This window comes from Xanthobacter sp. 91 (genome assembly GCF_000702385.1).
GTDB classification, from domain to species: Bacteria; Pseudomonadota; Alphaproteobacteria; order Rhizobiales; family Xanthobacteraceae; genus Xanthobacter; species Xanthobacter aminoxidans.
Genome location: NZ_JNIB01000001.1, coordinates 1,147,297 through 1,172,500, shown reverse-complemented (window position 1 = coordinate 1,172,500; position 25,204 = coordinate 1,147,297). Strand labels below are relative to the sequence as shown.

General features: G+C 67.4%; 27 protein-coding genes. 15 read left to right on the top strand and 12 right to left on the bottom strand.

Annotation, left to right across the window (positions count from 1 at the left end):
• Positions 1 to 100 precede the first annotated feature (100 nt).
• Positions 101 to 958, bottom strand: coding sequence for a LysR substrate-binding domain-containing protein (locus A37E_RS0105685; RefSeq protein ID WP_029555727.1), 858 nt, complete (start codon positions 956 to 958; stop codon positions 101 to 103).
• A 96-nt stretch (positions 959 to 1,054) separates the two neighbouring features.
• On the opposite strand from A37E_RS0105685, the gene A37E_RS0105680 reads away from it, so the two are divergent.
• Together A37E_RS0105680 and A37E_RS0105675 are read left to right on the top strand one after the other, a co-directional pair.
• On the top strand, positions 1,055 to 1,435 hold the full coding sequence (locus A37E_RS0105680) for a tautomerase family protein (RefSeq protein WP_029555726.1): 381 nt from the start codon (positions 1,055 to 1,057) through the stop codon (positions 1,433 to 1,435).
• 136 nt (positions 1,436 to 1,571) lie between these two features.
• Entirely contained in the window at positions 1,572 to 1,907 is a 336-nt protein-coding gene (locus A37E_RS0105675; protein ID WP_029555725.1) for a GIY-YIG nuclease family protein, read from the top strand.
• Positions 1,908 to 2,020: 113 nt separating this feature from the next.
• Here A37E_RS0105675 and A37E_RS0105670 read toward each other — a convergent pair whose 3' ends face one another.
• The 7 genes from A37E_RS0105670 to A37E_RS0105640 form a co-directional block, all read right to left on the bottom strand.
• A complete protein-coding gene (locus tag A37E_RS0105670; protein WP_029555724.1) occupies positions 2,021 to 3,100 on the bottom strand; it encodes a ring-opening amidohydrolase in 1,080 nt (359 codons plus the stop codon).
• A gap of 10 nt (positions 3,101 to 3,110) precedes the next feature.
• Positions 3,111 to 3,884, bottom strand: coding sequence for an ABC transporter permease (locus tag A37E_RS0105665; protein WP_024280822.1), 774 nt, complete (start codon positions 3,882 to 3,884; stop codon positions 3,111 to 3,113).
• The gene (locus tag A37E_RS0105660) at positions 3,881 to 4,708 is read right to left on the bottom strand and encodes an ABC transporter ATP-binding protein (RefSeq protein ID WP_024280821.1); all 828 of its coding nucleotides are present in this window, start codon (positions 4,706 to 4,708) and stop codon (positions 3,881 to 3,883) included. The genes A37E_RS0105665 and A37E_RS0105660 overlap by 4 nt, the downstream gene beginning before the upstream one ends.
• A complete protein-coding gene (gene allB / locus A37E_RS0105655) occupies positions 4,705 to 6,141 on the bottom strand; it encodes an allantoinase AllB (protein WP_029555722.1) in 1,437 nt (478 codons plus the stop codon). Before allB ends, A37E_RS0105660 begins: the two co-directional genes overlap by 4 nt.
• 10 nt (positions 6,142 to 6,151) lie before the next feature.
• Positions 6,152 to 6,943, bottom strand: a complete 792-nt coding sequence (locus A37E_RS0105650) for an SDR family NAD(P)-dependent oxidoreductase (RefSeq protein ID WP_029555721.1) — start codon at positions 6,941 to 6,943, stop codon at positions 6,152 to 6,154.
• A gap of 92 nt (positions 6,944 to 7,035) precedes the next feature.
• Positions 7,036 to 8,091, bottom strand: coding sequence for an ABC transporter substrate-binding protein (locus A37E_RS0105645; RefSeq protein ID WP_029555720.1), 1,056 nt, complete (start codon positions 8,089 to 8,091; stop codon positions 7,036 to 7,038).
• A 24-nt stretch (positions 8,092 to 8,115) separates the two neighbouring features.
• Positions 8,116 to 8,874, bottom strand: coding sequence for a cysteine hydrolase family protein (locus A37E_RS0105640; protein WP_051678814.1), 759 nt, complete (start codon positions 8,872 to 8,874; stop codon positions 8,116 to 8,118).
• A 133-nt stretch (positions 8,875 to 9,007) separates the two neighbouring features.
• Here A37E_RS0105640 and A37E_RS0105635 point away from each other — a divergent pair, with 133 nt between their 5' ends.
• Together A37E_RS0105635 and A37E_RS0105630 are read left to right on the top strand one after the other, a co-directional pair.
• The gene (locus A37E_RS0105635) at positions 9,008 to 9,922 is read left to right on the top strand and encodes a LysR substrate-binding domain-containing protein (protein WP_029555718.1); all 915 of its coding nucleotides are present in this window, start codon (positions 9,008 to 9,010) and stop codon (positions 9,920 to 9,922) included.
• Positions 9,923 to 10,021: 99 nt separating this feature from the next.
• Complete coding sequence (locus tag A37E_RS0105630; protein ID WP_051678813.1) at positions 10,022 to 10,606, top strand: NADPH-dependent FMN reductase; 585 nt, start codon at positions 10,022 to 10,024, stop codon at positions 10,604 to 10,606.
• Between the two features lie 18 nt (positions 10,607 to 10,624).
• Here the strand turns inward: A37E_RS0105630 and A37E_RS0105625 are convergent, their stop codons facing one another.
• Positions 10,625 to 11,419, bottom strand: a complete 795-nt coding sequence (locus A37E_RS0105625; RefSeq protein WP_029555716.1) for a DNA-binding transcriptional regulator — start codon at positions 11,417 to 11,419, stop codon at positions 10,625 to 10,627.
• A 308-nt stretch (positions 11,420 to 11,727) separates the two neighbouring features.
• Here A37E_RS0105625 and A37E_RS0105620 point away from each other — a divergent pair, with 308 nt between their 5' ends.
• The 8 genes from A37E_RS0105620 to A37E_RS0105585 all read left to right on the top strand — a co-directional run bounded on the left by A37E_RS0105620 (position 11,728) and on the right by A37E_RS0105585 (position 19,506).
• Positions 11,728 to 12,669, top strand: a complete 942-nt coding sequence (locus tag A37E_RS0105620; protein WP_029555715.1) for a 3-carboxyethylcatechol 2,3-dioxygenase — start codon at positions 11,728 to 11,730, stop codon at positions 12,667 to 12,669.
• 43 nt (positions 12,670 to 12,712) lie between these two features.
• Positions 12,713 to 13,906, top strand: a complete 1,194-nt coding sequence (locus A37E_RS0105615) for an acyl-CoA dehydrogenase family protein (RefSeq protein WP_029555714.1) — start codon at positions 12,713 to 12,715, stop codon at positions 13,904 to 13,906.
• A gap of 9 nt (positions 13,907 to 13,915) precedes the next feature.
• On the top strand, positions 13,916 to 14,491 hold the full coding sequence (locus A37E_RS0105610) for a flavin reductase family protein (RefSeq protein WP_029555713.1): 576 nt from the start codon (positions 13,916 to 13,918) through the stop codon (positions 14,489 to 14,491).
• Positions 14,492 to 14,493: 2 nt separating this feature from the next.
• Positions 14,494 to 15,360 (top strand): alpha/beta fold hydrolase, encoded by an 867-nt coding sequence (locus A37E_RS0105605; protein WP_029555712.1) that lies wholly within the window; start codon positions 14,494 to 14,496, stop codon positions 15,358 to 15,360.
• A gap of 6 nt (positions 15,361 to 15,366) precedes the next feature.
• Positions 15,367 to 16,173: a fumarylacetoacetate hydrolase family protein gene (locus tag A37E_RS0105600; RefSeq protein WP_029555711.1), complete on the top strand. Its 807-nt coding sequence runs from the start codon at positions 15,367 to 15,369 to the stop codon at positions 16,171 to 16,173.
• Positions 16,170 to 17,117, top strand: a complete 948-nt coding sequence (locus tag A37E_RS0105595) for an acetaldehyde dehydrogenase (acetylating) (protein ID WP_029555710.1) — start codon at positions 16,170 to 16,172, stop codon at positions 17,115 to 17,117. Before A37E_RS0105600 ends, A37E_RS0105595 begins: the two co-directional genes overlap by 4 nt.
• Positions 17,117 to 18,148, top strand: a complete 1,032-nt coding sequence (gene dmpG / locus A37E_RS0105590) for a 4-hydroxy-2-oxovalerate aldolase (RefSeq protein WP_029555709.1) — start codon at positions 17,117 to 17,119, stop codon at positions 18,146 to 18,148. The genes A37E_RS0105595 and dmpG overlap by 1 nt, the downstream gene beginning before the upstream one ends.
• Before the next feature lie 155 nt (positions 18,149 to 18,303).
• Positions 18,304 to 19,506 (top strand): MFS transporter, encoded by a 1,203-nt coding sequence (locus A37E_RS0105585; RefSeq protein WP_051678812.1) that lies wholly within the window; start codon positions 18,304 to 18,306, stop codon positions 19,504 to 19,506.
• A gap of 130 nt (positions 19,507 to 19,636) precedes the next feature.
• Here A37E_RS0105585 and A37E_RS0105580 read toward each other — a convergent pair whose 3' ends face one another.
• Positions 19,637 to 20,413, bottom strand: coding sequence for an enoyl-CoA hydratase-related protein (locus tag A37E_RS0105580; RefSeq protein ID WP_029555707.1), 777 nt, complete (start codon positions 20,411 to 20,413; stop codon positions 19,637 to 19,639).
• Positions 20,414 to 20,448: 35 nt separating this feature from the next.
• Positions 20,449 to 21,471 (bottom strand): zinc-binding dehydrogenase, encoded by a 1,023-nt coding sequence (locus tag A37E_RS0105575; RefSeq protein WP_029555706.1) that lies wholly within the window; start codon positions 21,469 to 21,471, stop codon positions 20,449 to 20,451.
• Positions 21,472 to 21,635: 164 nt separating this feature from the next.
• On the opposite strand from A37E_RS0105575, the gene A37E_RS0105570 reads away from it, so the two are divergent.
• Positions 21,636 to 22,802, top strand: coding sequence for an acyl-CoA dehydrogenase family protein (locus A37E_RS0105570; RefSeq protein WP_029555705.1), 1,167 nt, complete (start codon positions 21,636 to 21,638; stop codon positions 22,800 to 22,802).
• Here the strand turns inward: A37E_RS0105570 and A37E_RS0105565 are convergent.
• The gene (locus tag A37E_RS0105565; protein WP_024280803.1) at positions 22,768 to 23,334 is read right to left on the bottom strand and encodes a MarR family transcriptional regulator; all 567 of its coding nucleotides are present in this window, start codon (positions 23,332 to 23,334) and stop codon (positions 22,768 to 22,770) included. The two genes, A37E_RS0105570 and A37E_RS0105565, sit on opposite strands and share 35 nt — an antisense overlap.
• A gap of 208 nt (positions 23,335 to 23,542) precedes the next feature.
• On the opposite strand from A37E_RS0105565, the gene A37E_RS0105560 reads away from it, so the two are divergent.
• On the top strand, positions 23,543 to 24,313 hold the full coding sequence (locus A37E_RS0105560; protein ID WP_024280802.1) for an SDR family NAD(P)-dependent oxidoreductase: 771 nt from the start codon (positions 23,543 to 23,545) through the stop codon (positions 24,311 to 24,313).
• Between the two features lie 11 nt (positions 24,314 to 24,324).
• Positions 24,325 to 25,107 (top strand): 2-ketocyclohexanecarboxyl-CoA hydrolase, encoded by a 783-nt coding sequence (gene badI, locus A37E_RS0105555; RefSeq protein WP_029555704.1) that lies wholly within the window; start codon positions 24,325 to 24,327, stop codon positions 25,105 to 25,107.
• Positions 25,108 to 25,204: the final 97 nt, after the last annotated feature.

The following is a 25,204-nucleotide window of genomic DNA, read 5'->3' as shown; positions in this document are numbered from 1 at the left end:
GGAGGTTTTTGCGTTTGCACGCAAGATCAAGATCCGAGATCAGCGCCGGACGATAGTCTTTGTCTCGCAAGTCGATGACATTTGCGCCAAGCGCACTGCTTCACCCCCGGGCCGCGCCCCGGAAGGCGGCCGCCAACGCCGCAAGCGCTTCGCGTGAGGGGGCGTCCTTCACCCGGCTGTGCAGCATGATCGGCTGACGCGGCAGGGGCGGAAGACCGAGCCGCCGGCTCACCTCCATCACACCAAACGGGACCATGCGCGGCGATAGCGCCGCCACCCCGAGGCCCGCCATCACCGCCGCCGCCACCGCCATCACCCCGCCGCCAACAAAAATCTCCCGCCAGTTCACCCCGGCATCGTCCAGAAGCCGACAGGCCAGCGCGCGCACGCCACACGGCTCGGCCATCGTGGCAATCGGCAGCGGCTCGTCCGGGCGGTGTTGCCAAGCGGGAGCGGCGAACCAACCGAACTGTTCCTCGGCGATCAGGCTGCCATCGTCCCGATCGGACCTGAGGCGAATGAGCGCGCTGTCGATCTCCCGCCGGTCGAACTGCTGCAGGAGATCGGCCGACGACCCGATCCGGATCTCGATCACAAGCTGCGGATCCTGGCTGTTCATGCGCGCGATCAGGGCCGGAAGCTCGGGGCCGGCGACATGATCGCTGATTCCGATGGTGAGCCGCCGGCGCTGTTCCGAGAGGGAGGCCAGCGTCCGGTCGTGCAGTTCGAGCAAGGCGCGCGCCTGATCGAGAAAGCTCGCGCCGCGGGGCGACAATTGGACGTAGCGCGGGGTGCGGTCGAACAGGCGGCATCCGAGGCGCCCTTCGAGCCGCTTCAGCTTGAGACTGACGGCCGCCTGGCTCGTGCCCATGGCTTCCGCTGCCCTCGTGAAGCTTTCCAGCTCCGCGATGTGAACGAAGGTCCGGACGGAATCGAGGTCGAGTGGCGGATCAATCATATCAAAATGCTATCTCAGATATGAACTGCGATAGCGTACCAAAAAGAAGCGGCCATTCCTATTGTTTCGACATCGATCAACGGGAAGGAGCCGCACATGCCTCTCACGCACATCTCCCTCAGGGCCGGCAAGCCGGAAACCTATCGCCGGGCGATCTTCGACAGTCTCGCGCGCGCAATGCAGGAGACGTTCAATGTGCCGCGCGACAACCAGTTCATGACCATCACCGAGCATTCGGCCGAGAACTTCCGGTTCGACCCTTCCTACATGGGCATCTCGCGTACTGAAGATGTGGTGTTCATCCAGATCGCCGCGAACGACACCCGCACGGTGGAGCAGAAGAAGGAGATGTTCCGGCGCATCGCCCTCTATCTCAGCGAGAGCCCCGGCCTTCGGCCCGAGGATGTCTTCGTCAACCTCATCGAGGTGAAGAAGGAGAATTGGTCGCTCGGCAACGGCGTGGCCCAGTACGCCTGAGCGTGGGTCCTGGTCCGCACCTGCCTGCAGGGCGGGTGGGGGCCGCCAGCGGTCGAACGGCGAGGTCTCCGTGCGATGCCCTTATTTACCCGGATGAAAAATCAATCTATATCATCCGGGTAAATATGGAGGCGTCATGGACAGGCAGGAGCGCAAGGCGGCCGTCGCGGCCTATCGGCAACGCAAGCCCGCATTCGGGGTCTATGCGATCATCTGCACTGCGACGGGGGAGGTGTGGGTCGGCACCAGCCCCACCGTAGACACGTACAAGAACAGGATCTGGTTCGAACTGGGCATCGGCAGGCACGCCAACGGGGCGCTGCAAGCCGCGTGGCGGGCGCATGGTGCCTCCGAATTCCGATATGAGGAACTTGACCGGCTCCGGGACGACTTCCCCGATCTCGACCGGGACGACGAACTCAAGAAGCGTCGCGCCCTCTGGCAGACGCGGTTGCGCGCCGCATCGCTCTAGCGCGGCATTCTTCAGTCCGGCAGAGCCGGGCACTGGAGAGGCGCCACACGTGGGAAGGCCGGCGCTCGTTCCATGGCAGGGGTGCTTGCTGGGCCGAGATGAAAGCAGGCGAACTACCTGCCTTCTGCCGCCATACGCGCGCCGATGATGGCCACCGGGCCGCCACCATCCGGTCCCTGATGTTCGGCGCCGCCGGAGACATAAATCTCCGTGTGGCCGACCACGCCGGCCAGGGCGCCGGCGACGAAGGCGCGGGCGTGGCGGGTGGAGGAGATGTCGCTGTCGTCCAGCATGGTGTGGCGCTTGCCACGGATAAGGCCGCTGCGGCTCGCCTCGGCCTTGGCGAGTACGATGGTGGCTTCGCCCGGCGCGCCTCCGAGACTGTCGATTGCTTCGCGCACCGGCGCGACATCTATGGCATCTGCCATCACTGCATGAGCGATGACGCGCGGGCCGCTCCAGCTCCTCGACATGCCGAGCACGACGATCTCGTGCCCCAGCAGTTCGATGCCGCTCGAGCAACTGGCGCGGCCGGACCACAGGCCGTAGTCGGCGCAGATGGCAGCGTCGGAAAGCGCATCCTCGGCCACCTCGCCAAGCGCCAGCGCGATGCCGAGCGCACTGGCGCCGCGCGAGAGGCCCATGGATTTCAACGTGTCGGAGGTCGCCGTGGTCGCGCCCCGCTCCTCGGCCTCGCGCACGCGGGCGGCCGTGAGAAGCGGGCACTTCACCTGTACGAAATGGACATCGCCGGCGTCTTTGATGCCGGCGGCTTCCATGGCCCGTCGCACGCCTTCGGCGACCGAGCGCACCTGCCCCATTCGACCGAGATGCTCGGAGGGAAGGTCCGGCGTATGCGCGCGGCCGACGGCGAGGGCAGGGAAGGCGTCGTTCGCATCGGCCTCGGTCACCTCGAAGACCAGCAGGTGGGGCGACATCCCGCCCTCGGTGCCGCCCGACATGACGAGGCACACCTCATCCGCCGCGCCGCCGAGATGAGAGCGCAGGAGCGCCTGCAAGGCGGAGACAGCGAAGCCGCGGGAGAAGTCGTTGACGCAGCCGTTGCCCTCGGTCTTGCCGAAGATGGCGAGGATGCCCTTGGGCGCGATGGCGCCGGAGGCGATGGCGGCGGCAAGACCGGACACGTCGTCGGGGCTCGCCGTGGGGATGCGATGGACCTTGGCAGTGGGCATGGCGCGTGTCTCAGGCGAAGTCCGCCCCGTCCTTGCGCCGCGCCCAGCCGATCACCCGCCCTTCGATGAGGGAGAAGATGGCGTAGAGGCCGACGCCCAGCAGCGCCAGCACGAGCAGCCCGGCGAAGACGAGGGGCACGTCGAAGGAGGAAGAGGCGATCATCATGAGGTTGCCGATGCCCTGGTTCGAGGCCACCGTCTCGGCGATCACCGTTCCGACGAAGGCGAGCGTCACCGATACCTTCAGGGAGGCGAAGAAATAGGGCATGGCGCGGGGCAGGCCGACATTGAACAGGATGTCGAGCTTGGTGGCGCGGAGCGCCTTCATCACGTCCTCCAGCTCCGGCTCCGTGGTGGCAAGGCCGGTGGCGACGTTCACGACGATGGGGAAGAGGCTCATGATCATGGCGGTGAGCACGGCCGGCACCGTGCCCGCCCCGAACCACAGGACGAAGATCGGGACCACCGCCACCTTCGGGATGGAGGAAAAGCCGATCAGCAGCGGATAGCCCGTGTCATAGGCGAGGCGCGAGGAGCCGATGAGAACGCCCAGCAGCACGCCGGAGACGATGCCGAGGGCGAAACCCACCAGCGTGGTGTAGAGCGTCTGCACCGTGTGCGGCCAGATGGCGGGAGCCTGGAGCCAGAGCGTTTCGAACACCTGGCTGGGCCGCGGCAGGACGATCTCCTTGATGTGGAAGATCACGCAGGCGAGTTCCCAGACGACGAAGAAGCCGATGATGACGGCTGCGGAATTGAGGCGGCGGCGCAGGGCGTAGGTCATGCGGCGCTCTCCACTGCGGCGTCGGGCGCGCGGGCGGAGACGATCAGCTCGCGCAGGCGCTGGGTGAGAGAGACGAAGCCCGGCTCGTAGGTCATCTCGATGGTGCGCGGGCGAACGAAATCCACCGCGCAGTCCTCGACAATCCGCCCCGGCCGGGCGCGCATGACGCAGACGCGATTGGCGAGATAGCCGGCTTCCTTGAGATCATGGGTGACGAGCAGCACGGTCGGGCGGCGCGTCAGCCACAGGTCCTGAAGGATGGCCCACAATTCCTCGCGGGTGAACTGGTCGAGGGCGCCGAACGGCTCGTCCAGCATCAGGAGCTGGGGGTCGTGGATCAGGGCCCGGCAGAGCGAGGCGCGCTGGAGCATGCCGCCGGAGAGCTGCCAGGGAAACTTGTCGCCGAAGCCCGCGAGGCCCACCTGCTCCAGCAGGGCATCGGCGCGGTCGCGGAACTCGGTCTTCTTCTTGGCGCGGTACTGCTGGCGGAAGGGCGGCACGATCTTCAGCGGCAGCATCACGTTCTGCCGGATGGTGAGCCACGGCAGCAGGGTCGGGTTCTGGAAGGCCATGCCCACCCGCACCGGCTCCGCGCCCACTTCGCGCTGCGCGACGAACACCCAGCCGGCCGAGGCGGGGATGAGCCCCGTCACCAGCTTGAGGATGGTGGACTTGCCGCAGCCGGAGGGGCCGACGAGGGCGACGAAATCGCCCTTGCCGACCTTGAGATTGGTGGTGCCGAGCGCCTCCACGGTGCGCTCGCCGTGGCCGTAGGTCAGGCGCACGTCCTGGAGATGGACGAAGGGAGGGGCATCCTCGTTCATGCCGCCGCCTCCGGCCGGTGGGCGATGACCGCCGCCATGGTTTCATCGGTATGGAGCGGCTTCGCCTCCGGCATCTGCTGGATGGCGTGGACCGAGCGGCCGTGGCCCTTCGTGTCCGCCACCAGCACGCGATCCCTCATCACGAACCGCCCGCGCACCATGGTGTGGCGCGGCAGGCCCACCACGCCCCGTCCGTCCCACGGGGAAATCTTGGAGCGGGACTGGAGATCGGCGTCGCGCAACGTCCAGGCGTGGTTCAGGTCCACGAAGGCGAGGTCCGCGTCGGCGCCGGGCAGGATGGCGCCCTTCTTCGGATAGAGCCCCCACACCTTGGCCGGGTTCACCGCGCTCCAGCGCACATAGTCGCGGATGTCGTAGCGGCCGGCCGCGACCTCGGTGAGCATGAGCGGCATCTGCGTCTCGACGCCCGGGAAGCCGCAATCCACGCTCCAGATGTCGGCGCGGGTCTTCTCCTCCGGCGTGTGCGGGGCGTGGTCGGTGGCGATCATGTCGATGGTGCCGTCGAGAAGGCCGGCCCAGAGCGGTTCGTTGTTCACGCTTTCCCGCACCGGCGGGTTGACGCGGATGATGCCGCGGCAGCGGGCGTAATCGGCCTCGCCCAGCATCAGGTAATGCGGGCAGGTCTCGCCGGTGATGTCGACGCCGCGCGCCTTGGCGTCGCGCAGCGGGCCAAGCTCGGCGGCGGAGGAAATGTGGAGGATATGGATGCGCGCGCCGGTCCATTCGGCAAGGATGGCCGCGCGGGCCACGGCTTCCACCGCCACCACGGCGGGGCGGGAGGCGAGATGGGCGAGGGGATCGCTGCGGCCGCTCTCTGTCAGACGCTTCTGGCGCCGCTCCATCACCGAATTGGTCTCGGCATGCAGCGAGATGCGCTTGCCGGTGGGCGCCACCATTTCGAATGCCTCCAGCATCGCCCCCGTGGAGGGCGTCGGGATGCGGCCGAAGGTGTTCCCCATGTAGCACTTGAAGCCGATGATCCCGGCCTCGATCAGCTCCGGCACCTTCTCGATGGTGTCTTCGCCCAGCACCGCATAGAGGCCGTAGTCCACATGTGCCTTGGAGGCGGCGATGGCGTGCTTGGCCTTCAGCGTCTCCCCGTCCGCCACGGTGGGGATGGTGTTGGGCATGTCGAACACGGTGGTCACGCCGCCGAAGGCCGCGGCGGCGGTGCCGCTCTCGAAGTCTTCCTTGTGGGTGTAGCCGGGATCGCGGAAGTGCACATGTACGTCGATGGCGCCGGGCAGAATGTGAAGGCCCGTGGCGTCGAAGGTCTCCTTCGCCTCCGGCATGGCATCGGGCGCGCCGACGGCGACGATGGTCTCGCCGCGGATGGCGATGGAGGCTTCGATGACCGTCTCGGGGGAGACGATGCGCCCGCCATGGATGACGAGATCGACAGGTTCGTTCATGTCATCCTCCTCAGAGCATCGCCCAGCCGCCGTCGACCGGCATGTCGATGCCGGTGAGCTGGCGGGATACGTCGCTGGCGAGGAACAGGCAGGCGTTGGCCACGTCCTCGTCGGTGGTCACGCGGCGCAGGGCATAGTCCGCCGCGTGGCGGGCCATGGCCTCCTCCAGCGTGATGGAGAGCTTCCGCGCCATGTCGGCGCAGACCTTCTCGCGGAAGCGCGGGCCGTCCACCATGCCGGGCTCCACGCAATTCACGTTGACGTTGTGCGGCCCCACCTCCAGCGCGAAGCTCTTGGTGATGCCGCGCAGGCCCCATTTGGAGGCCGAATAGGCCATGCGGCCGGCCCGCCCCCGCATGCCGAAGGTGCCGCCCACATTGACGATCTTGCCATAGCGGCGCTCCATCATGGTGGGCAGCACGGCGCGCATGGTGTGAAAGCAGCCGTTCATGTTGAGGGTGACGATCTCGTCGAACTCCGCCGGCGTCGTCTCCACGCCCGTCTTGCCGATGGGGCCGGAGCCGCCGGCCACGTTGACGAGGATGTCCACCGTGCCGAACGCCTCCACGGTGCGCGCGGCGGCGGCATCGCACGCATCGGCGTCGGTCAGGTCGCAGGGGATCACGAGCGCCTCGGCGCCGGCGGAGCGCACCTCGTCGGCGATCGGCGCGATGGCTGCCGTGTCACGGCCGATGAGGGCGAGGCGGCAGCCTTCGGCCGCGAAGGCGCGGGTGATGGCGGCGCCCATGCCCTTGGCGGGGCCGGTGATCAGCGCGACGCGATCCTTGAGCTTGAGATCCATGGGAGGTCCGTTGGGTAGGGGGCGGGCGCCGCTCCACTCACGGGAGCGGCGCCGGGTCGGGACGTCGGAGCGTCTGGTTCAGAAAAGCTCTTTCAGAACAGCTTCTTGGGCAGGTCCGCCACCGGCGGCAGGAAGGCGGGATCGAAGATCTGCGCGGCCTTCGGGGTGGTGGGCAGCTTGTTGGCGTCCACCAGGATGTCGATGGATTCCTGCAGGCGCTTCATGTCCACGTTGCCGAGGCCGATCTTGGCGATCTCCGGGTGGTTCATCTCCGCCTTCAGGGTGGCGTCGAGGCGCTCGGTCTCCACCGGGATCTTGATGAGGGGCTCGCGCTTGGCCACGGCGGCCACGGCCGCGTCCGGGTCCTTCAGCGTGTCGATGACGCCCTTGTTGAGGGCGCGCAGGAAGCCCTTGATGGCCTCGGGATTGTTCTTGATGAGATCGGCCGAGACGATGATGCCGTTGGAATAGAGGTCCATGCCGTAATCGCCGAAGTTGATGTAACGCAGCTTGTCATCACCGGCGCCGATCAGCTTGGCGGAGAAGCGGATGGTGTTCACATAGCCGAACACCCCGTCCACCTGGCCCTGCATCAGCATCTGCTCGCGCAGGTTCGGCTGCATGTTGGTGATCTTGATGCCGGAGCAGTCGATCTTCGTCAGCTTGCAGAAGGCCGGGAAGAGCTTCAGCGCGCCATCATTGGCCGCGCCGCCCAGCGTCTTGCCTTCCAGATCCTTCGGCGTCTTGATCGGGCTGTCCGCCTTCACCGCGATGGTGAAGGGCGGCTGGTTGAACATGATGTAGACGGCGACGGGCGCGCCCTCCGGCTTCTTGGCGGCAAGCTCGATGAGCGCGTTCACATCGCCGAAGCCCATGTCATAGGTGCCGTTCGCCACCAGCGGCACCGCGGCGCCGGAGCCGTTGCCCTGATCGAAAGTCACGTCGAGACCCTCGGCCTTGAAGTATCCGCGGTCCTGCGCCAGGAAGAACATGCCCTGCGGGCCCTGATACTTCCAGTTGAGCACCATCTTCAGCTTGGTGTCCGCGAGCGCCGGCAGGCCGGCGGCGGCGGTGGAGGCGACGCCGAGGGCAAGGGCAAGCGCAAGTTTGCTGCGTGCGAGGCGTCGCGAGAGTGTGCGGAGTGTCATTCTGAAGGTCCCGTCTGGCTCTGGTTATTGTTGAGGCTGGTCGGCGAGGGCGGCCATCAGGTCGCTGCTCGAAAGCGTGACGCCGTAGAGCTGGCGCACGAGGAAGAGGATGGCGTCCGACACATAGGCCGGCGAGACGGTGGCGCAGGCGTCTTCCACCAGCAGGCAGCCGTAGCCGCGGAAGCTCGCGTCGCAGAGCGTGGAGAAGACGCAGCGGTCGATGTTCACACCTGAGAACAGCAGCGTGTCGATGCCGCGGTTGCGCAGGATGGAGTCGAGCTCGTTGTCGTGGAAGCCGGAGAGGCGATGCTTGTGCACCACGAGGTCGCCCGGCTCCGGCGCCAGCGCGTCGATGGTCGCGGCGCCCCAGTCGCCCTCCACGAGAATGCGTCCCCGCCCTTCCACCGAGGGATCGGCATAGACGGGCCGCGTGCCCGCGCCCGACGCCTTGGCGAGGAGCGGGGCCGACAGCTCCGCGCGATCCGCCCGCACCCCCCAGTTCACGAAAATGACGGGCAGGCCTGCCGCCCGCGTCGCCGCCGCCAGAGCCTGAAGGGTCGGCACGATGGCGAGGAGCGGCGTGGGATCGACGCCGAGGCGGGGAAACCAGCCGTCGGGTTCGAGAAAATCGTTCTGCATGTCCACGATGACGAGCGCGCTGCGGGCGAGATCGATCTCGGCCGGCTGCGGCGCGCCGGGCATGGTCACCGGCCGGGGCGTCGGCACGGGACGGGCGAAGCGCAGCGGGGGCGGTTTCAGCGGGGGCTGGTCGGACGCGGACATAAGGAGCGTTCTCGCGACACGCCGGAGAGGAGCTCTCCTGCTGAGAGATGACATTGGCACGACGCAGTGATGCGATCCATTGCCGATTATTCCACATGCTGTAGCCTAAAAGGCTACGATGGGTGGAGACGGCATGCGGCACCTCAGATTCCTGCGCTACATGGACGAGGTGGCGCGCACCGGCTCCATTCGCGGCGCCGCCGACCGGCTCAATGTGACGCCCTCCGCCCTCAACCGGCGCATCATCGATCTGGAGGAGGAACTGGGGCTGAAGCTGCTGGAGCGGCGCGCGCGCGGCGTGCGCCTCACCTCGGCCGGCGAGGTTTTCCTCACCTATGTGCGCGAGCAGCTGAACGACGCCGACCGGATGCGCTCGCAACTCGAGGATCTGCGCGGCCTGCGGCGGGGCACGGTGCGGATCGCCTGCAGCCAGGCATTGGCGCACGATTTCCTGCCGCGGCAGATCGGCGCCTTCCGCAAGCGCTATCCGCTGATGACGTTCGAGGTGATGGTGGTGGACCACGAGCGGGCCATGGGCCTGCTGGTGGATTATGTGGTGGACCTCATTCTCGTCTTCCGCCCGCCGTTTCTTGGGCGCCTGAGGCCGATCATGACCCTGCCGCAGCGGCTGGTGGCGCTGATGAACGCGGACCACCCGCTCGCCCGCAAGGCGAAGCTCCGCCTCGCCGACTGCACCGGCCATCCCCTCGCCTTGCCGGAATTCTCCACCGGCGGCCGGCAGATGATCGAGGAGCGGCTGTCCCGCGCGGGGCTGAAGCTGTCGGTGGCCGCCGAGACCAATTCCTTCGAGCTGCTGCGCGGCCTCGTTGCCCATACCGGCATGATCTCGTTCCAGATCGAGATCGGCGCCGAGCCGGATGCCATGCCGCCGGGTATCGTCGTGCGCCCGGTGGACGAGCGCGACCTGCCGAGCGCCGATCTGGTCCTGGGTCAGCTCCGCGACCGCAACCTGCCGCTGCCCAGCGCCCAGTTCGCCGAGCATCTGGCGGGCGCGCTGCGCGGGCGCATGGAGGTCCCGACGGGGTAGGGGCAATGGCCGCACGCCCCGGGGTGCAGCCGCGGTTACGATTGTCCATCGCACCACAGGACGCCATTCTGCGCGTCCGTTGCATGGAAGACGACCGACATGGAGACGACAATCAGGCTGATGCTGTTGAACGGCAGTCTCCGGCAGGGCTCGATCAATGGCGCGGTTCTCGCGACCGCCCGCGCTCTCGCGCCGGTCGGCACCCAGGCGCTGCTCTATCAGGGTATTGCAGGCCTCCCCCACTTCAATCCGGACGATGATGTGGATCCGCTCCACCCCAACGTGGTCGAGCTGCGTGAGGGAATCGGCAAGGCCGACGCCGTGCTCATCTCGACGCCGGAATATGCCGGATCGCTGCCGGGGAGCTTCAAGAATGCTCTCGACTGGACCGTGGGCGGAGCCAGCCTCTGTGAGCGGCCGGTTGGGTGGATCAATGCGTCCGCGGAAGGCCGTGCGCAGGATACCTATGCGGCGCTGAGACTCGTCCTGGAACGCGCCGGCGCCAGGATCATCGAGGCCGCTTGCCGCGACATTCCCGTGCCGAGGTCGGCCGTGGATGCCTCAGGCATCATCGCCGATCCTCACCTGCGTGCCGAGATCGGCTCGGTCGTCCGTTTGCTCGTCGCGGCAGCGAGATCGGGTCTGCCTGAGGATCAGCCCGCCGACACGGCGCATGTGCCGTAGCTGGGGGCACGGGGCCGCCTATGCGATCTCCGCTTTCATCGTCTCCGCCTCCAGGGAATTCACCACCTTGCGCAGCGAGTCCAGATAGCGCGAGGCCGCGACCGCAGTCGTCATCGCCGACGCAATGTAGACCACGCTCAGGCAGCCCAGAAGACCTTGCGCGCTGCGGATCGGAACGGCGATCCCGGCCATCTTCGGCTCTTCCGTCCAGTTCATGTGGTTGAAGCCATATCCCTGCTGCACCACGCGGGCGAGCAGGTCGTTCAGGGCCGGGCGGTCGCGGGCCAGCCGGCATTCCATTCGCGGCTGACGGGCGAGGAAATCGATGATGCGCTCGCGCTCATCCGCGGGACAGAAGGCGAGGTAGGCCGTGCCGCTGGCCGTCTGGAGCAGGGGCAGGCGCCGGCCAATCATGGAGCGATGGAACGAGAGCTTGCTGAAGCGGTGGGTGGTCTCGCGCACCACCATGGCGTCCACGTCGAAGGTGCACAGGTCCGTCGGCCAGCCCACCTCCCGCAGCAACTCGCCGAGCAGCGGCGAGGCCAGGGCCGAGATCCAGTGTTCGTCGCGAAAGCCTTCGCTGAGCTCGCGCACTCGAAGGTTCAGGCAATAGCGGTCATCGGACTCGCTGCGCCGGACATATCCCTCCGTCTGCAACGTCTCCAGAAGACGTTGCACGGTGGTGCGATGCAGCTTGGTCAGCTCGGCGAGGCGCGCGACGTTCGCGCCGCCATCCATGCGGTTGAGGACATTGAGGAGCGCGAGCCCCCGGCTGAGCCCCCGGACGTTCTTGTAGCGGCTCGCCTCCGCCATGTGGTTTCGCTCCCGACCTTTTCGCCAGCATAGACCAGGCGCGAAACGTTCGGCGCATTGCACGCGCAAAGGCCCGCCGCGCCTCGATCCTCGCCCCGCACCGATCTGCCCCCGGGCTTTCACGATGTCCCGGAATGATATTTGAAATCAATGATGTGCACTAGGTGCACATCCGAGCGGTTTGACGTTCCGTCTCCGCCGCCACCGCCCCTACAGTGCACGCATTCAAAATGAAGAACACGACCTGGAGGGGGGAGCTGGCCACGCGCTGTCGTCGGCCCGCAGCTTCCAAGGTCGAGGGAGCCAACATGACCATCATGCTCAAGTGCCTCTCGCACACGCCTTTGCGCGGGCTCAACGATCCCGCGCCCGAGGTGACTGCGGAAGTCGATGCCGTGCTGGCCCGCGCCCGCGCCGACGTGGAAGCATTCGACCCCGAGCTGATCGTGATCTTCGCGCCGGACCACTATAATGGCCTCTTCTACGACCTGATGCCGCCTTTCGTCATTGCAACGGCAGCGGAGTCGGTTGGCGATTACATGACGATGCATGGGCCGCTCTCGGTGGCGCGGGATCTCGCGCTCGACTTGACCCGCTTCGTCCTCGACCACGACGTGGACGTCTCCCTGTCCCATCGCCTCCAGGTGGACCACGGCTGCACGCAGACGCTCGAGGAGCTGACCGGCAGCCTGACCCGCTATCCTGTCATTCCCATCATCATCAATTCCGTCGCCCCGCCCTTTGCGCCCTATCGGCGCGTGCGCCGCCTCGGCGAGGTGGTGGGCCAGTTCATTGCCACCCTCGACAAGCGCGTGCTCGTGGTCGGCACGGGCGGCCTCTCCCATGAGCCGCCGGTGCCTCTGCTGGAAGGCGCGCCGGAAGCCATCGGCGAGTTTCTCATCTGCGGTCGCAATCCCACGCCCGAGGCCCGCGCGGCGCGGCAGGAGCGCACCATCGCCGCCGGCAAGATCTACGGCACGGACCTCTCCGCCCAGACGCCCCTCAACGCCGAATGGGACCAGGCCTTCATCGACCTGCTGCTCGGCGGACAGCTCGATGCCGTGGACGACTTCAGCATCGAGGACATCTCGAAGGAGGCCGGCCGCTCCACCCACGAGGTGCGCACCTGGGTGGCCGCCTTCGCGGCGCTTGCCGCTGCGCGGAACGGATACACCGCCCGCCGCGACTACTACCGCCCGATCAACGAGTGGATCGCCGGCTACGGCGTCATGAGCGCCGGGCCACGCTGACAGCGTGCACGCGACCCCAGCGAGGAACGCCAGGAGAATCAGCATGTTGGACAGATCGAGCTGCACGCCCACCGAAACCGAGATCGTCGCCCGCGCGACGGCCATGATCCCCTGGCTGCGCGAGCAAGCGGAGGCGGTGGAGAAGGCGCGCATGGTGCCGGCCGCCACCATCCAGGCCTTTCAGGATGCCGGCTTCTTCCGCATCCTCCAGCCGCGGCGCTGGGGCGGCTATGAGATGAGCCCCAACGTGCTCAACAGGGTGTTGATGGAGCTTGCCCGCGGCTGCCCCTCCAGCGCCTGGAACGTCATGGTCCTGGGCGTCCACCCGTTCGAGGTGGGCCTGCTCGATCCGCGCTGCGGCGACGAATTGTGGGGCGAGGATCCGACCCGGCTCGTCTCCTCCTCCTATGCCCCCTTCGGCACCGTGACGGCGGTGGACGGCGGCTACGTGCTCAAGGGCGAGTGGCTGACCTCGAGCGGCTGCGACCACGCCGAGGGCGGCGCCTTCCTCGGCGGTCGCGTCTTGGAGAATGGCGAGCAGGTGTTCCGCTCGTTCTGGGTGCAGAAATCGGATTTCGAGATCGTGGACGACTGGTTCGTCGTGGGTCTCGCCGGCACCGGCAGCAAGAAGCTGGTGGTGCGCGAGGCGTTCGTGCCGGCCTATCGCAGCCATGTCATCGCCGCCTATGGCGAGGAGACCCACGGCCACGTGGAAAATCTCTACAAGATGCCGTTCTTCTATGTGTTCTACGCGGCGGTGTCGTCCGTCATCGTCGGCATGGCCCGCGGCATGGCCGATCTCTACATCGAGCACATGCGGCCGCGTCAGAACCTCAACCAGGCCGTCGGCGCGGCGGTGAACGACCCCTTCATCAAGGCCCGCCTCGGCGAGGCGACCGCGAAGATCCTGGGGGCGGAAACCCGCATCCTGCACAACACCGACGAGGCGTGGAGCTATGCCGAGCGCGGCGAGCTGGTGCCCATCGACGTGCGCGTGCGCCACTTCGCCACCAACCAGTTCACCGGCGGCGAATGCTTTGACGCGGCCCACATGATCTTCAAGAAGACGTCGACGCGCGGCGTCTGGCTCAACAATCCCATGCAGCGCCAGCTGCGCGACATCCTGGTGGGTGCCAACCACATCACCCAGAACCAGGACAATATCGGCGACCTCCTTGGCGGCCAGATGCTCGGCAATCCCATGCCGGCCGCCAATCCATTCGGCGTGCGCGCCTGAGGCCCGGCCATGACAGAGAACATCAACACACAGACCATCAACCAGCGCCTTGACTGGGCGGCCAGCGAGGCCCTGCGCCACCTGCCCACCGCTAGCCCGGATGACCATCGCACCGGCATGCGGCACCTCGCTTCCGGCGTCTCCATCATCACCACGTGCGACGGCGAGACCAAGGTCGGGCTCACCGCCACTGCGGTGTGTTCCGTCACCGTCGATCCGCCCCGCATGGTGGTTCTGGTCAACAAGAAAGTGGCCGCGGCCGACAGCATCCTCGCCAGCGGCTCCCTGTGCATCAACGTGCTCTCCGCGGGGCAGGCGCACCTCGCCAAGGTGTTCGCCGGCATGGTGGAGGGCGTGTTTGGCCCCGCCCGTTTCGAGCATGGCGGCTGGCAGACCCGCGTCTCCGGCGCACCCGTGCTGGAGGGGGCGCTCGCCACCTTCGACTGCCGGGTGGTGAAGGTGTTCGACGAGAGCACCCACCATGCCCTGCTGTGCGAGGTGCTGGACGCCTCCGAGCCGCCGGGCGGCGAGCCCCTGATCTATGTGAACGGCGCCTTCTGCCGCGTCAGCCCCCTGGAATCCTGAGCATGAGCGAACCCTTCACGGAAGCCGGCACCAGCCGCTTCGCCCGCGTGCCCGAAGCCGGCGGCGAACTCACCATCCATTACAACGACTGCGATCCCGGCAATGCCCGCGAGACCGTGGTGATGCTGCACGGCTCCGGCCCCGGCGCGTCAGGCTGGGCCAACTTCAACCGCAACATCGCGCCCCTCGTCGAGGCGGGCTATCGCGTGCTGCTGGTGGATTGCCCCGGCTGGAGCAAGAGCGACACCATCGTCTCAACCGGCTCGCGCTCCAACCTCAATGCGCGTGTGCTGGCTGGCGTGGTGGAAGCGCTGGGGCTGGAGCGCATCCACATCCTCGGCAATTCCATGGGCGGCCACAGCGCTGTCGCCTTCGCCCTCGACCATCCGGGCAAGGTTGGAAAGCTCGTTTTGATGGGCGGCGGCACGGGCGGGGCGAGCCCCTTCGCGCCCATGCCCACGGAGGGCATCAAGCTCCTGAACGCGCTTTATCGCGCGCCGACCATCGAGAACCTGAAGGCGATGATGGCCGTCTTCGTGTTCGATCCCAATGATTTGACCGAATATCTCTACCGCACGCGCCTTGAGAACATGCTCCAGCGCCGCGATCATCTTGAGAACTTCGTCAAAAGCCTTGAGGCGAACCCGAAGCAGTTCCCCGATTTCGGCCCGCGCCTGGGCGAGATTTCGGCGCCCACCCTCGTCATATGGGGGCGCAACGATCGCTTCGTGCCGCTGGATGCAGGGCTGCGGCTGCTGGCCGGCATTCCGCGCTCCGAGCTGCACATCTTCGGCAATTGCGGGCACTGGGCCCAGTGGGAGCACGCCAACGCGTTCAACGCGCTGGTGCTCGAATTTCTTTCAAGGTGATTTGAGATGAGCACACAGCAGATCCGCGAAGCGGCGGACCGCCTCTTCGCCGCGGCGCGCACGGCCGTGCCCTGCGAGCCGGTGCGGGACCTGATCGGCCTCGACCTGAAGGCCGCCTACGAGGTCCAGTTCCTGAACACAAAGCGGGCGGTGGCGGAGGGGCGGCGCCTCGTGGGCCGCAAGATCGGCCTCACCTCCCGCGCCGTCCAGCAGCAGCTTGGCGTGGACCAGCCGGACTTCGGCGTGCTGTTCGCCGACATGGAGTATTGCGACGGCGAGGAGGTGCCCTTCGCCCGCCTGCTCCAGCCGAAGGCGGAGGCGGAAGTCGCCTTCGTGCTGAGGGCGGACCTTGCGGCGGCGGACGTCACCCCCACCGAGGTGTGCCGCGCCATCGACTATGTGGCCCCCGCCATCGAGATCGTCGGCAGCCGCGTGCAGAACTGGGACATCAAGATCTCGGACACCATCGCCGACAACGCTTCCAGCGGCGTCTACGTGATGGGCGGTCCCATCCGCCGGCTGGAGGATACGGACCTCGCCGGCCTCGGCATGGTGCTCAATCGCAACGGCACGGCCGCATCCTTCGGCGGCGGCGCGGCCTGCCTCGGCAACCCGCTCACCGCGGTGCTGTGGCTCGCCCGCACCTGCGCCGCGCTGGGAACGCCGCTGAAGGCCGGGGACGTGGTGCTCAGCGGCGCCCTCGGCCCCATGGTCCCGGTCGCGCCCGGCGATGTGCTGGAGGCGCGCATCGCGGGGCTCGGCGCAGTGAAGGTCGCCATCGGAACACCCGGCACCACGGAGAAGCAGGCATGAGCACGCCCAAGATCAAGGCCGCGATCATCGGGTCTGGGAATATCGGCACGGACCTGATGATCAAGATCATGCGCATGTCGCGCCATCTGGAGATGGGCGCCATGGTGGGGATCGATCCGGCGTCCGACGGCCTCGCCCGCGCGGCGCGGCTCGGGGTGCCGGTGACGCACGAGGGCATCGAGGGCCTCACCCGCCTGCCCAATTACGCCGAGATCGGCGTCGTGTTCGACGCCACCTCCGCCAAGGCCCACATCGCCAATGACGCGGTGCTGCGGAAGGATGGCAAGAAGGTCATCGACCTCACCCCCGCCGCCATCGGCCCCTTCACCATTCCCGCCATCAACGGCGAGGCCAATCTCGACGCGTCCAACGTCAACATGGTCACCTGCGGCGGACAGGCCACCATCCCCATGGTCCATGCCGTGCGCCGCGCCACCGACCGGGTGATCTGGGGCGAGATCGTCGCCTCCATCTCCTCCAAATCCGCCGGCCCCGGCACCCGCGCCAATATCGACGAGTTCACCGAGACGACGTCGAAGGCCATCGAGGTGCTCGGCGGCGCCGAGCGCGGCAAGGCGGTCATCATCCTCAATCCGGCGGAGCCGCCCCTCATCATGCGCGACACCGTCTTTACCCTGTCCCAGGGCGGCACGCGCGAGGCCATCGAGGCCTCCATCCTGGAGATGGTCGAGACCGTGAAGGCCTACGTGCCCGGCTATCGCCTCAAGCAGAAGGTGCAGTTCGAGGAGATCGGCAACAACGCGCCCGTCCGCATCCCGGGCGTCGGCCCGGTGACCGGCCTCAAGACCACCATCCTGCTCGAGGTGGAGGGCGCTGCCCACTATCTGCCGGCCTATGCCGGAAACCTCGACATCATGACCTCGGCCGCTTTGGTCTCCGCCGACCGCTGGGCCGCCCGTTTCCTCGCGAAGGAGGCCGCGTGATGGCCCGCCCGAACCCCGGCAAGCTCTACATCCAGGACGTCACCCTGCGCGACGGCATGCACGCCATCCGCCACCAGTATTCGCTCGACACGATCCGGGCCATCGCCCGGGCGCTGGACCGGGCCGGCGTGGACGCCATCGAGATCAGCCATGGCGACGGCCTCACCGGCGCCACCTTCAACTACGGTTTCGGCGCCCATGACGACCTCGAATGGATCGCCGCGGTGGCGCAGGAATGCAGCCGCGCCGTCGTTACCGTCCTGCTCATCCCCGGCATCGGCACGGTGCATGATCTGAAGGCGGCCTACGACGCGGGCGCCCGCTCGGTGCGGGTGTGTACCCACTGCACCGAGGCCGACGTGTCGCGCCAGCACATCGAGGCGGCCCGGGCGCTCGGCATGGACACGGCGAGCTTTCTGATGATGGCGCACATGATCCCGGCCGAGAAGCTGGCCGAGCAGGCGCAGCTGATGGAGAGCTACGGTTCGGAATGCGTCTATGTGACGGATTCCGCCGGGGCCATGCTGCCGGAGGACTATACGCTGCGCGTGCAGACGCTCCGCGACTTGCTGAAGCCGGAGACGGAGATCGGCGTCCACACCCATCACAACCTGACCCTCGGCGTCGCCAATGCGGTGGCGGGCATCGAGGCGGGGGCGGTGCGGGTGGATGCGTCTCTGGCCGGCATGGGCGCGGGCGCGGGCAATGCGCCGCTGGAGGCGCTGATCGCCGTGCTGAACCGCAAGGGCATCGCCACCGGCTGCGACCTCAACATCCTGATGGACGCCGCCGATGATCTGGTGCGTCCGCTGCAGGACCGGCCGGTGAGGGTGGACCGGGAAAGCCTCTCGCTGGGCTATGCCGGGGTCTATTCCAGCTTCCTGCGCCACGCCGAGGCCGCCTCGAAGACCTATGGCGTCGACACCCGCGACATCCTCGCCGAGCTCGGCCGCCGCCGCATGGTCGGCGGACAGGAGGACATGATCGTCGATGTGGCGCTCGATCTCGCCCGGGCGGCGGCCGCCGCCTGACAGCGCCGCTCAACACAATCCACCGCGCCCGGTCCCGCACGGCTCGTCCCGTGCGGGACCGGGCGCACACCGAGAAGAACCGCGGGGCCTGCCGGCCATCGGCGGACGGACAAGACAGCGGCCGCAACAGGCCGCGCCGGATGGGAGGAAAGCAAATGTCGACTGCCTTGAAAACAAGCCCTGCGGGAAGCCGGGCGCTCCTTTACGTCTCGCTGGCCGCCGTGATCGAAGGCTTCGATCTGCAGGCCGCGGGCATCGCCGCCCCCAAGATCGGGCCGGCCTTCCACATGACGCCCCAGCAGATGGGGCTGTTCTTCTCCTCGGCCACCCTGGGCCTCATGATCGGGGCCTTGATCGGCGGCTATACGGCGGACCGCTGGGGCCGGCGCGCAGGGCTCCTCATCGCGCTGGTAGCCTTCGGCTTCGCCTCCATCGCGACCATCTTCGCCACCTCCGTGGAGGCACTGGTGGTGCTGCGCTTCCTCACCGGCGTCGGTCTGGGCGGCGCGCTGCCGAACCTCGTCTCCATCGCCTCGGAGGCGGTGGGTCCGGAGCGGAAGGGGCGGGCGGTGGCCCTCATGTATGCCGGAATGCCGCTGGGCGCGGCGGTGGCGAGCCTCGTCGCTTTGCTCGACCTGCATGGCGGGGACTGGCGCTCCATTTTCCTCGTGGGCGGCGTCCTGCCCCTGATCCTTGTGCCGTTCATCTACATGGGCCTGCCGCCGCTAAAGATGGCGCCCGCCACCTCCGGGCAGAAGGCGCCGTGGACCGAGGTATTCCGTCCCGACTCGATGGTCGCCACTCTGCTGCTCTGGAGCGCCTTCTTCCTCGGCCTGATGGTGGTCTATCTGCTCATGAACTGGCTGCCGCAGCTGCTGGTGGCGCAGGGCTTCTCGCGCAGCGAGGCGTCGTTCGCCCTCATCCTGTACAGCCTTGGCGGCGCCGTCGGCAGCCTCATCGGCGGGCGGGTGCTGGACGGGCGCCAGCGTGGCATCGCCATCGCCGCCAGCTTCGCCTTCGTGGCGGCCGCCCTCGCCATGCTGGGCCTGCTTCAGCCTGCGCTCGCCACCATGCTGTTCACCGTGACGCTGGTGGGCGTCGGCGTGCTGTGCGTGCAGTCCATCCTCTACGGCATCGCCCCCCAATGCTATCCGGCGGAAATCCGCGGCACGGGCGTGGGGGTCGTGGTTGCGGTCGGCCGCCTCGGCTCCATGGCCGGTCCGCTGCTCGCCGGGGTTCTGGTGGCGCAGGGCATCACGCCGGCCGGCGTGATGCTGGTGCTGGTGCCGGTCATCCTCGTCTGCGGCCTCGGCACCCTGGCCTTGGTGGCGCGCCGGTTCCGCCCGGTCCTCGCCTGAGCCCGTTCCCGCGCCTCGTACCGCACGGGGCGCGGGACCACCGCCGGAGGGAGATCAGCCACCTGGCGGTCCCCGAACGCGCCAGGGGCAGGACAGCGTGCGGGACGGGGCCGGTTCGTACCCCGTCTGGTCAGAGCCCGCGGAAGGTCGGCCTGCGTTTTTCCGCAAAGGCGTTCATGCCCTCGCGCCGGTCCTCAAGGGCAAAGGTGGCATAGAGGAGCCTGCGCTCCACATAGAGGCCCTCCTGGAGATGCGTCTCATACGCCTGGGTCACGGCTTCCTTGGCGAGGCGCACCACGGGCCGGGACGAGGTGGAGATTTGCGCGGCGATCGCGACCGCTTCCGCGACATGGGTGCCAGCGGGCACCACGCGACTGACGAGCCCCAGCGCCTGCGCCTCTGCCGCGGACAGGGCCCGGCCGGTGAGGATCATGTCCATGGCCACGGCCTTGCCGACGATGCGCGTCAGGCGCTGGGTGCCGCCGGCACCGGGAATGATGCCGATGGTGGTCTCCGGCAGGGCGAAGCGGGCCGTCTGTGACGCCACGATGATGTCGCACATCAGGGCCAGCTCGCAGCCGCCGCCGATGGCATGCCCCGACACCGCCGCGACGGTCGGCTTGCGGGCCCGCGACACACCTTCCCATGTGGCCGTGATGAGCTGCTCCTCATAGACTTCGGCGAAGGTCTTGTCCTTGATCTCCTTGATGTCGGCACCGGCGGCAAAAGCCTTGTCCGATCCCGTGATCACGATCGCGCCGATGTCCCCATCGGCATCGAAGGCGGCGGCGGCGTGGGACAGCTCGGAGGTGATCTGGTGGTTCAGGGCGTTGAGCGCCTCCGGTCGGTTGAGGGTGATGATGCCGACGGCCCCCTGCGTGGCGACGAGCACGGTCTCATAGGTCATGTCTGTGGCCTTCGATTGAGTTCATGAGATGCGGATCAGGAGATGCGGATCAGGATCTTGCCCATGCGGGCCGGGTCTTCGAGGTGGGCGAAGGCGGAGGGCACGTCGGCCAGCGGGAAGGCGCGGTCGATGCGGGGCGTGAAGCCGCCGCCGTGCCATGCGAGGAGCAGGCGGCGAAATTCGTCCATGGAGCCCATGGTGGAGCCGTGCACCGACAATTGCCGGATGAACAGGCGCTGGAGGTCCGCCGAGGGATGGGCGCCCGTCGTCGCGCCGCAGGTCACGAGATGGCCACCGCGGGCGAGGGCCTTGAGGGAGGTACCCCACGTGCGCTCGCCCACATTGTCGATGACGAGATCTGCGCCTTCGCCTCCGGTCAGGGCCAGCACCGTCCTGGCGACGTCGGCGTCGCGATAGTCCAGAGTTTCGACGCCGAGGCTGCGGAAATGCGCGAGCTTGTCCGGCCCGGTCGTGGTGACGATGACCCGCGCGCCCGCCATGCGGGCGAGTTGCACGGCGGCATAGGAGACGCCACCGCCGGCCCCCTGGACGAGCACCACCGTGCCCGGCCCGGCCGGCGCCTTGCCGAACACCATGCGCCAGGCGGTGAGGTGGGCGACGCCCAGCACGGCCGCCTGGTCCATGTCGGCGTCGTCCGGCAGCTTCAGCAGAGCGCGCGCGGGGAGTGCCACATATTCGGCGAAGGTGCCGTGGCGGTGCTCGCCCAAAATCTTGGCATGGTGGCAGAGAGGCTGGTCGCCGTTGAGGCAAGGCCGGCAGGTGCCGCAGAATTCGTAAGGGTAAAGGATCACCCGGTCGCCCGGGGCAACGCCGGATCCAGCGGGCGCCTCGGCCACCATGCCCACGCCGTCCACCCCCATGATGAGCGGCAGCTGGTGGGTGATGCCCGCGCCCGAGTCGCGCATGTAGAGATCGACGCGGTTGACCGATGCCGCCAGCATCCGAACCTTTGCCCATCCCTCGGGCACGGCGGGTTCGGGCATGTCGAGAAGAGCGACGCCATGGGCGCCGCGTTCCGTCAACACAATGGCCTTCATGGTCTTCCTTCCCAAATCAGGATGATATGTTGCCTTATTTCCGCAAGCCGAGCATGGCGCGGGTGGGCTTAAGAATCCAATATTTACGGCTTCATGCCACCATCTTGCGGGTTGAGTCTCTCGCATATATAGGACAATATATTTCCATAATAGGGGAGGATGTCATGGCCTTGGATCCCGGGACCCTGTCCCAGCTGCTGGATGCGATCCGCCGGTTCGTCGACGAGCGGCTGATCCCCGCGGAGGCCGAGGTGGCCGAGACCGACGCCATTCCGGCCGCCATCGTCGTGGAGATGCGCGAGCTGGGCCTGTTCGGCCTCACCGCGCCGGAGGAGTATGGCGGCCTCGGCCTTGTGATGGAGGAAGAGGTGCTCGCCATTTTCGAGCTGGGCCGCGCCGCCCCCGCCTTCCGGTCCATGTTCGCCACCAATGTGGGCATCGGCATGCAGGGCATCGCCATCGACGGCACGGCGGAGCAAAAGGCGAAATATCTGCCGGGCCTGGCCTCCGGCGAGATCATCGGCTCGTTCGCCCTGACCGAGCCGGACGTGGGATCCGACGCAGGGTCGGTCAAGACCACGGCGCGCCGCGACGGCGACGCCTATGTGCTGAACGGCACCAAGCGTTTCATCACCAATGCGCCGCATGCTGGCCTGTTCACCGTGATGGCGCGCACCGATCCAGCCCAGAAGGGCGCCGCGGGCGTCTCGGCCTTTGCGGTGGAGCGTGGAACGCCGGGCCTCACCACGGGCAAGCCGGAAAAGAAGATGGGCCAGCAGGGCGCCCATGTGTGCGATGTCATCTTCGACGATTGCCGCGTGCCGGCCTCGGCGCTGATCGGCGGCGTGGAGGGGCAGGGCTTCAAGACCGCCATGAAGGTGCTGGACAAGGGGCGTCTGCACATCGCCGCCGCCTGCGTGGGGCTCGCCGAGCGCATCCTGGACGACATGCTCGCCTATGCGGTGGGGCGCCGGCAGTTCGGCCGGCCGCTGGCCGACTTTCAGCTGCTTCAGGCCATGTTCGCCGATTCGAAGGCCGATGCGTATGCCGCCCGCTGCATGGTGCTCGATGCGGCGCGAAAGCGCGATGCCGGACAGGACGTGAGTGTCGAGGCCTCCTGCGCCAAGATGTTCGCCTCGGAAGCGGTGGGGCGGATTGCCGACCGGAACGTCCAGGTCCACGGCGGCAACGGCTATATCCGCGAGTATCGCGCCGAGCAGCTCTATCGCGATGCCCGGCTGTTCCGCATCTACGAAGGCACCACGCAGATCCAGCAGATCATCATCGCCAAAGCGCTCACCGCCGAGGCGAAGGGACGCGCCGGACTCTAGGTGTCGGCGCGGCTGCCGCCACCGGTGCCTCCTCCTGGTGGCGGGCTGCGCTTTCCGGATCGATCGCCTTGAAATTGTTCAGCATCTTGTCGAGGTAGTGGATCATGTGGATACGATCCTCGGTGGAGAAGCCCGCCAGCGCCGCATCGTAATAATCGGCGATGACCGGGCGCATGTTCGCATCCCAAAGGCTTCGCCCCTTGGGTGTCAGGCGGATGAGGCGCGAGCGGTTGTCGTTGGCGTCGACCGTGCGCTCCACATAGTCCATGGCCTCGAGCCGCTGCAGCACGCCGGCAAGGTTCTGGCGCGTGACCAGCAGGAAGGCGGCGAGGTCGCCCACGGCCACGCCCTCCGCGAACGCCGGGCGGGTGAGGGCGCCGAGCACGGCCCACTGCTGGGTGGTGATCTCGTAGTCGTCCAGCGCCCGCGTTCCGGTCTTATGCAACATGTTTGCGCATTGGTAGAGCCGGAAGAAGAGCCTGTTGCTCAGGCCCGGCGAAATCCCGCGTGAAGTGCCACCAGTCTTTGTCATGTCAGCACTTTGACCGCGCCGCACGGCTCGGTCAAGGGATCGGGGTTCGGTCAAAATAAGGAAATATATTGACCTAAAATGCGGGAGCCGCTAAACCAGAAGTCACAAGAGCGACGGGCGTATCGGGGAGCGGGCGCTTCGCCGGAACAGGCGAAAATGCCGGGACCCTGCGCTTCGGCCCAGCCCACGATCATGGAGGACGACCACCGTGCGAGGCCTAAAGGGTAAAATAGTTGTCGTAACTGGCGGCGGCGGCGGAATCGGGTCGGCAACTTGCCGGCGCTTCGCCGAGGAAGGCGCACGCGTGGTTGTCGCGGACATCGGCGCGGCGGCGGCCGAGAAGGTTGCCGAGGAGATCAAGGCGGCCGGTGGCGAGGCCGTCACCATGGTGGTGGACCTCACCGATGCCGCCGCCACTGCCGCGGCCGTGGCCGAGGTGGAGGGCGCCCTGGGGCCCATCGACATCCTGGTCAACAATGCGGGCTGGGACCTGTTCGTCCCGTTTCTGAAGTCGGAACCCGACTTCTGGAGCAAGATCATCGACATCAACCTGCGCTCGGTGCTGAACATCACCAAGCCGGTGCTTGCCTCCATGGTCGCGCGCGGCGTTGCCGGACGCGTGGTCTCCATCGGCTCGGATGCGGGGCGGGTCGGCTCCTCGGGTGAGGCGGTCTATGCCGCCTGCAAGGCGGGCGTCATCGCCTTCATGAAGACCCTCGCCCGTGAGCATGCCCGCAACGGCATTACCTTCAACACGGTTTGCCCGGGCGTGACCGAGACGGCCATGCTGGAAAGCTTCATGGAGGCAGCCGGCGACAAGGACAAGCTGCGCACCGCCTTCACCCGCGCGGTGCCGCTTGGACGCCTCGGCAAGCCCGAGGACCTGCCCGGCGCCATCCTGTTCCTTTCCAGCGACGACGCCGCCTTCATCACCGGCCAGGTGATCTCGGTCTCCGGCGGCCTGACCATGCACGGCTGAGGGAGGACATGATGAGCTATACCGACATCCTCTACGAGATCCGCGGCGGCGCCGCCTGGATCACCATCAACCGGCCGGACAAGTACAACGCCTTCCGCGGCCACACCGTGGACGAGCTGATCCATGCCTTCCAGGCCGCCGGCTGGGACCGCAAGGTGGGCGTAATCGTGCTCACCGGTGCCGGCGACAAGGCCTTCTGCACCGGGGGCGACCAGTCGGCCCATGACGGCCAGTACGACGGGCGCGGCGTCATCGGCCTGCCCATCGACGAGCTGCAGAGCCTGATCCGCGACGTGCCGAAGCCGGTCATAGCCCGGGTGAACGGCTTCGCCATCGGCGGCGGCAACGTGCTCGCCACCATCTGCGACCTCACCATCGCGTCGGACAAGGCCCAGTTCGGGCAGGTCGGCCCCAAGGTCGGTTCGGTCGATCCGGGCTTCGGCACCGCCTATCTCGCCCGCGTGGTCGGCGAGAAGAAGGCGCGCGAGATCTGGTACCTCAACAAGCGCTACAGCGCCGCCGAGGCGCTGGCCATGGGCCTCGTCAACACGGTCGTTCCGCACGAGGAACTCGACGCCGAGGTGGACCGCTGGGTCGCCGAGCTGATGGAGCGCTCCCCCACGGCGCTCGCCCTCGCCAAGGTGTCCTTCAATGCCGACAGCGAGAACATCCGGGGCATCTCCGCCCTCGGGATGCGGGCGCTGAGCCTCTATTACGACACCGACGAAAGCAAGGAAGGCGGCGTCGCCTTCCGCGAGAAGCGCAAGCCCGACTTCCGCAAGTTCGGCAAGTAGGGCTTCGCGCCGTCGTCTGGTCCCGTCCCGCCAGGGGGCGCAAGGGACAGGACGGCTCCGCCATGCCGCACGTCAGGGCGGCGGCATGGCGGACGAC

Excerpts from the sequence above, each read along its gene's own strand:
- A37E_RS0105685 (WP_029555727.1), bottom strand. The coding sequence starts at position 958 with ATGATTGATCCGCCACTCGACCTCGATTCCGTCCGGACCTTCGTTCAC.
- A37E_RS0105680 (WP_029555726.1), top strand. The coding sequence starts at position 1,055 with ATGCCTCTCACGCACATCTCCCTCAGGGCCGGCAAGCCGGAAACCTAT.
- A37E_RS0105675 (WP_029555725.1), top strand. The coding sequence starts at position 1,572 with ATGGACAGGCAGGAGCGCAAGGCGGCCGTCGCGGCCTATCGGCAACGC.
- A37E_RS0105670 (WP_029555724.1), bottom strand. The coding sequence starts at position 3,100 with ATGCCCACTGCCAAGGTCCATCGCATCCCCACGGCGAGCCCCGACGAC.
- A37E_RS0105665 (WP_024280822.1), bottom strand. The coding sequence starts at position 3,884 with ATGACCTACGCCCTGCGCCGCCGCCTCAATTCCGCAGCCGTCATCATC.
- A37E_RS0105660 (WP_024280821.1), bottom strand. The coding sequence starts at position 4,708 with ATGAACGAGGATGCCCCTCCCTTCGTCCATCTCCAGGACGTGCGCCTG.
- allB (WP_029555722.1), bottom strand. The coding sequence starts at position 6,141 with ATGAACGAACCTGTCGATCTCGTCATCCATGGCGGGCGCATCGTCTCC.
- A37E_RS0105650 (WP_029555721.1), bottom strand. The coding sequence starts at position 6,943 with ATGGATCTCAAGCTCAAGGATCGCGTCGCGCTGATCACCGGCCCCGCC.
- A37E_RS0105645 (WP_029555720.1), bottom strand. The coding sequence starts at position 8,091 with ATGACACTCCGCACACTCTCGCGACGCCTCGCACGCAGCAAACTTGCG.
- A37E_RS0105640 (WP_051678814.1), bottom strand. The coding sequence starts at position 8,874 with ATGTCCGCGTCCGACCAGCCCCCGCTGAAACCGCCCCCGCTGCGCTTC.
- A37E_RS0105635 (WP_029555718.1), top strand. The coding sequence starts at position 9,008 with ATGCGGCACCTCAGATTCCTGCGCTACATGGACGAGGTGGCGCGCACC.
- A37E_RS0105630 (WP_051678813.1), top strand. The coding sequence starts at position 10,022 with ATGGAGACGACAATCAGGCTGATGCTGTTGAACGGCAGTCTCCGGCAG.
- A37E_RS0105625 (WP_029555716.1), bottom strand. The coding sequence starts at position 11,419 with ATGGCGGAGGCGAGCCGCTACAAGAACGTCCGGGGGCTCAGCCGGGGG.
- A37E_RS0105620 (WP_029555715.1), top strand. The coding sequence starts at position 11,728 with ATGACCATCATGCTCAAGTGCCTCTCGCACACGCCTTTGCGCGGGCTC.
- A37E_RS0105615 (WP_029555714.1), top strand. The coding sequence starts at position 12,713 with ATGTTGGACAGATCGAGCTGCACGCCCACCGAAACCGAGATCGTCGCC.
- A37E_RS0105610 (WP_029555713.1), top strand. The coding sequence starts at position 13,916 with ATGACAGAGAACATCAACACACAGACCATCAACCAGCGCCTTGACTGG.
- A37E_RS0105605 (WP_029555712.1), top strand. The coding sequence starts at position 14,494 with ATGAGCGAACCCTTCACGGAAGCCGGCACCAGCCGCTTCGCCCGCGTG.
- A37E_RS0105600 (WP_029555711.1), top strand. The coding sequence starts at position 15,367 with ATGAGCACACAGCAGATCCGCGAAGCGGCGGACCGCCTCTTCGCCGCG.
- A37E_RS0105595 (WP_029555710.1), top strand. The coding sequence starts at position 16,170 with ATGAGCACGCCCAAGATCAAGGCCGCGATCATCGGGTCTGGGAATATC.
- dmpG (WP_029555709.1), top strand. The coding sequence starts at position 17,117 with ATGGCCCGCCCGAACCCCGGCAAGCTCTACATCCAGGACGTCACCCTG.
- A37E_RS0105585 (WP_051678812.1), top strand. The coding sequence starts at position 18,304 with ATGTCGACTGCCTTGAAAACAAGCCCTGCGGGAAGCCGGGCGCTCCTT.
- A37E_RS0105580 (WP_029555707.1), bottom strand. The coding sequence starts at position 20,413 with ATGACCTATGAGACCGTGCTCGTCGCCACGCAGGGGGCCGTCGGCATC.
- A37E_RS0105575 (WP_029555706.1), bottom strand. The coding sequence starts at position 21,471 with ATGAAGGCCATTGTGTTGACGGAACGCGGCGCCCATGGCGTCGCTCTT.
- A37E_RS0105570 (WP_029555705.1), top strand. The coding sequence starts at position 21,636 with ATGGCCTTGGATCCCGGGACCCTGTCCCAGCTGCTGGATGCGATCCGC.
- A37E_RS0105565 (WP_024280803.1), bottom strand. The coding sequence starts at position 23,334 with ATGACAAAGACTGGTGGCACTTCACGCGGGATTTCGCCGGGCCTGAGC.
- badI (WP_029555704.1), top strand. The coding sequence starts at position 24,325 with ATGAGCTATACCGACATCCTCTACGAGATCCGCGGCGGCGCCGCCTGG.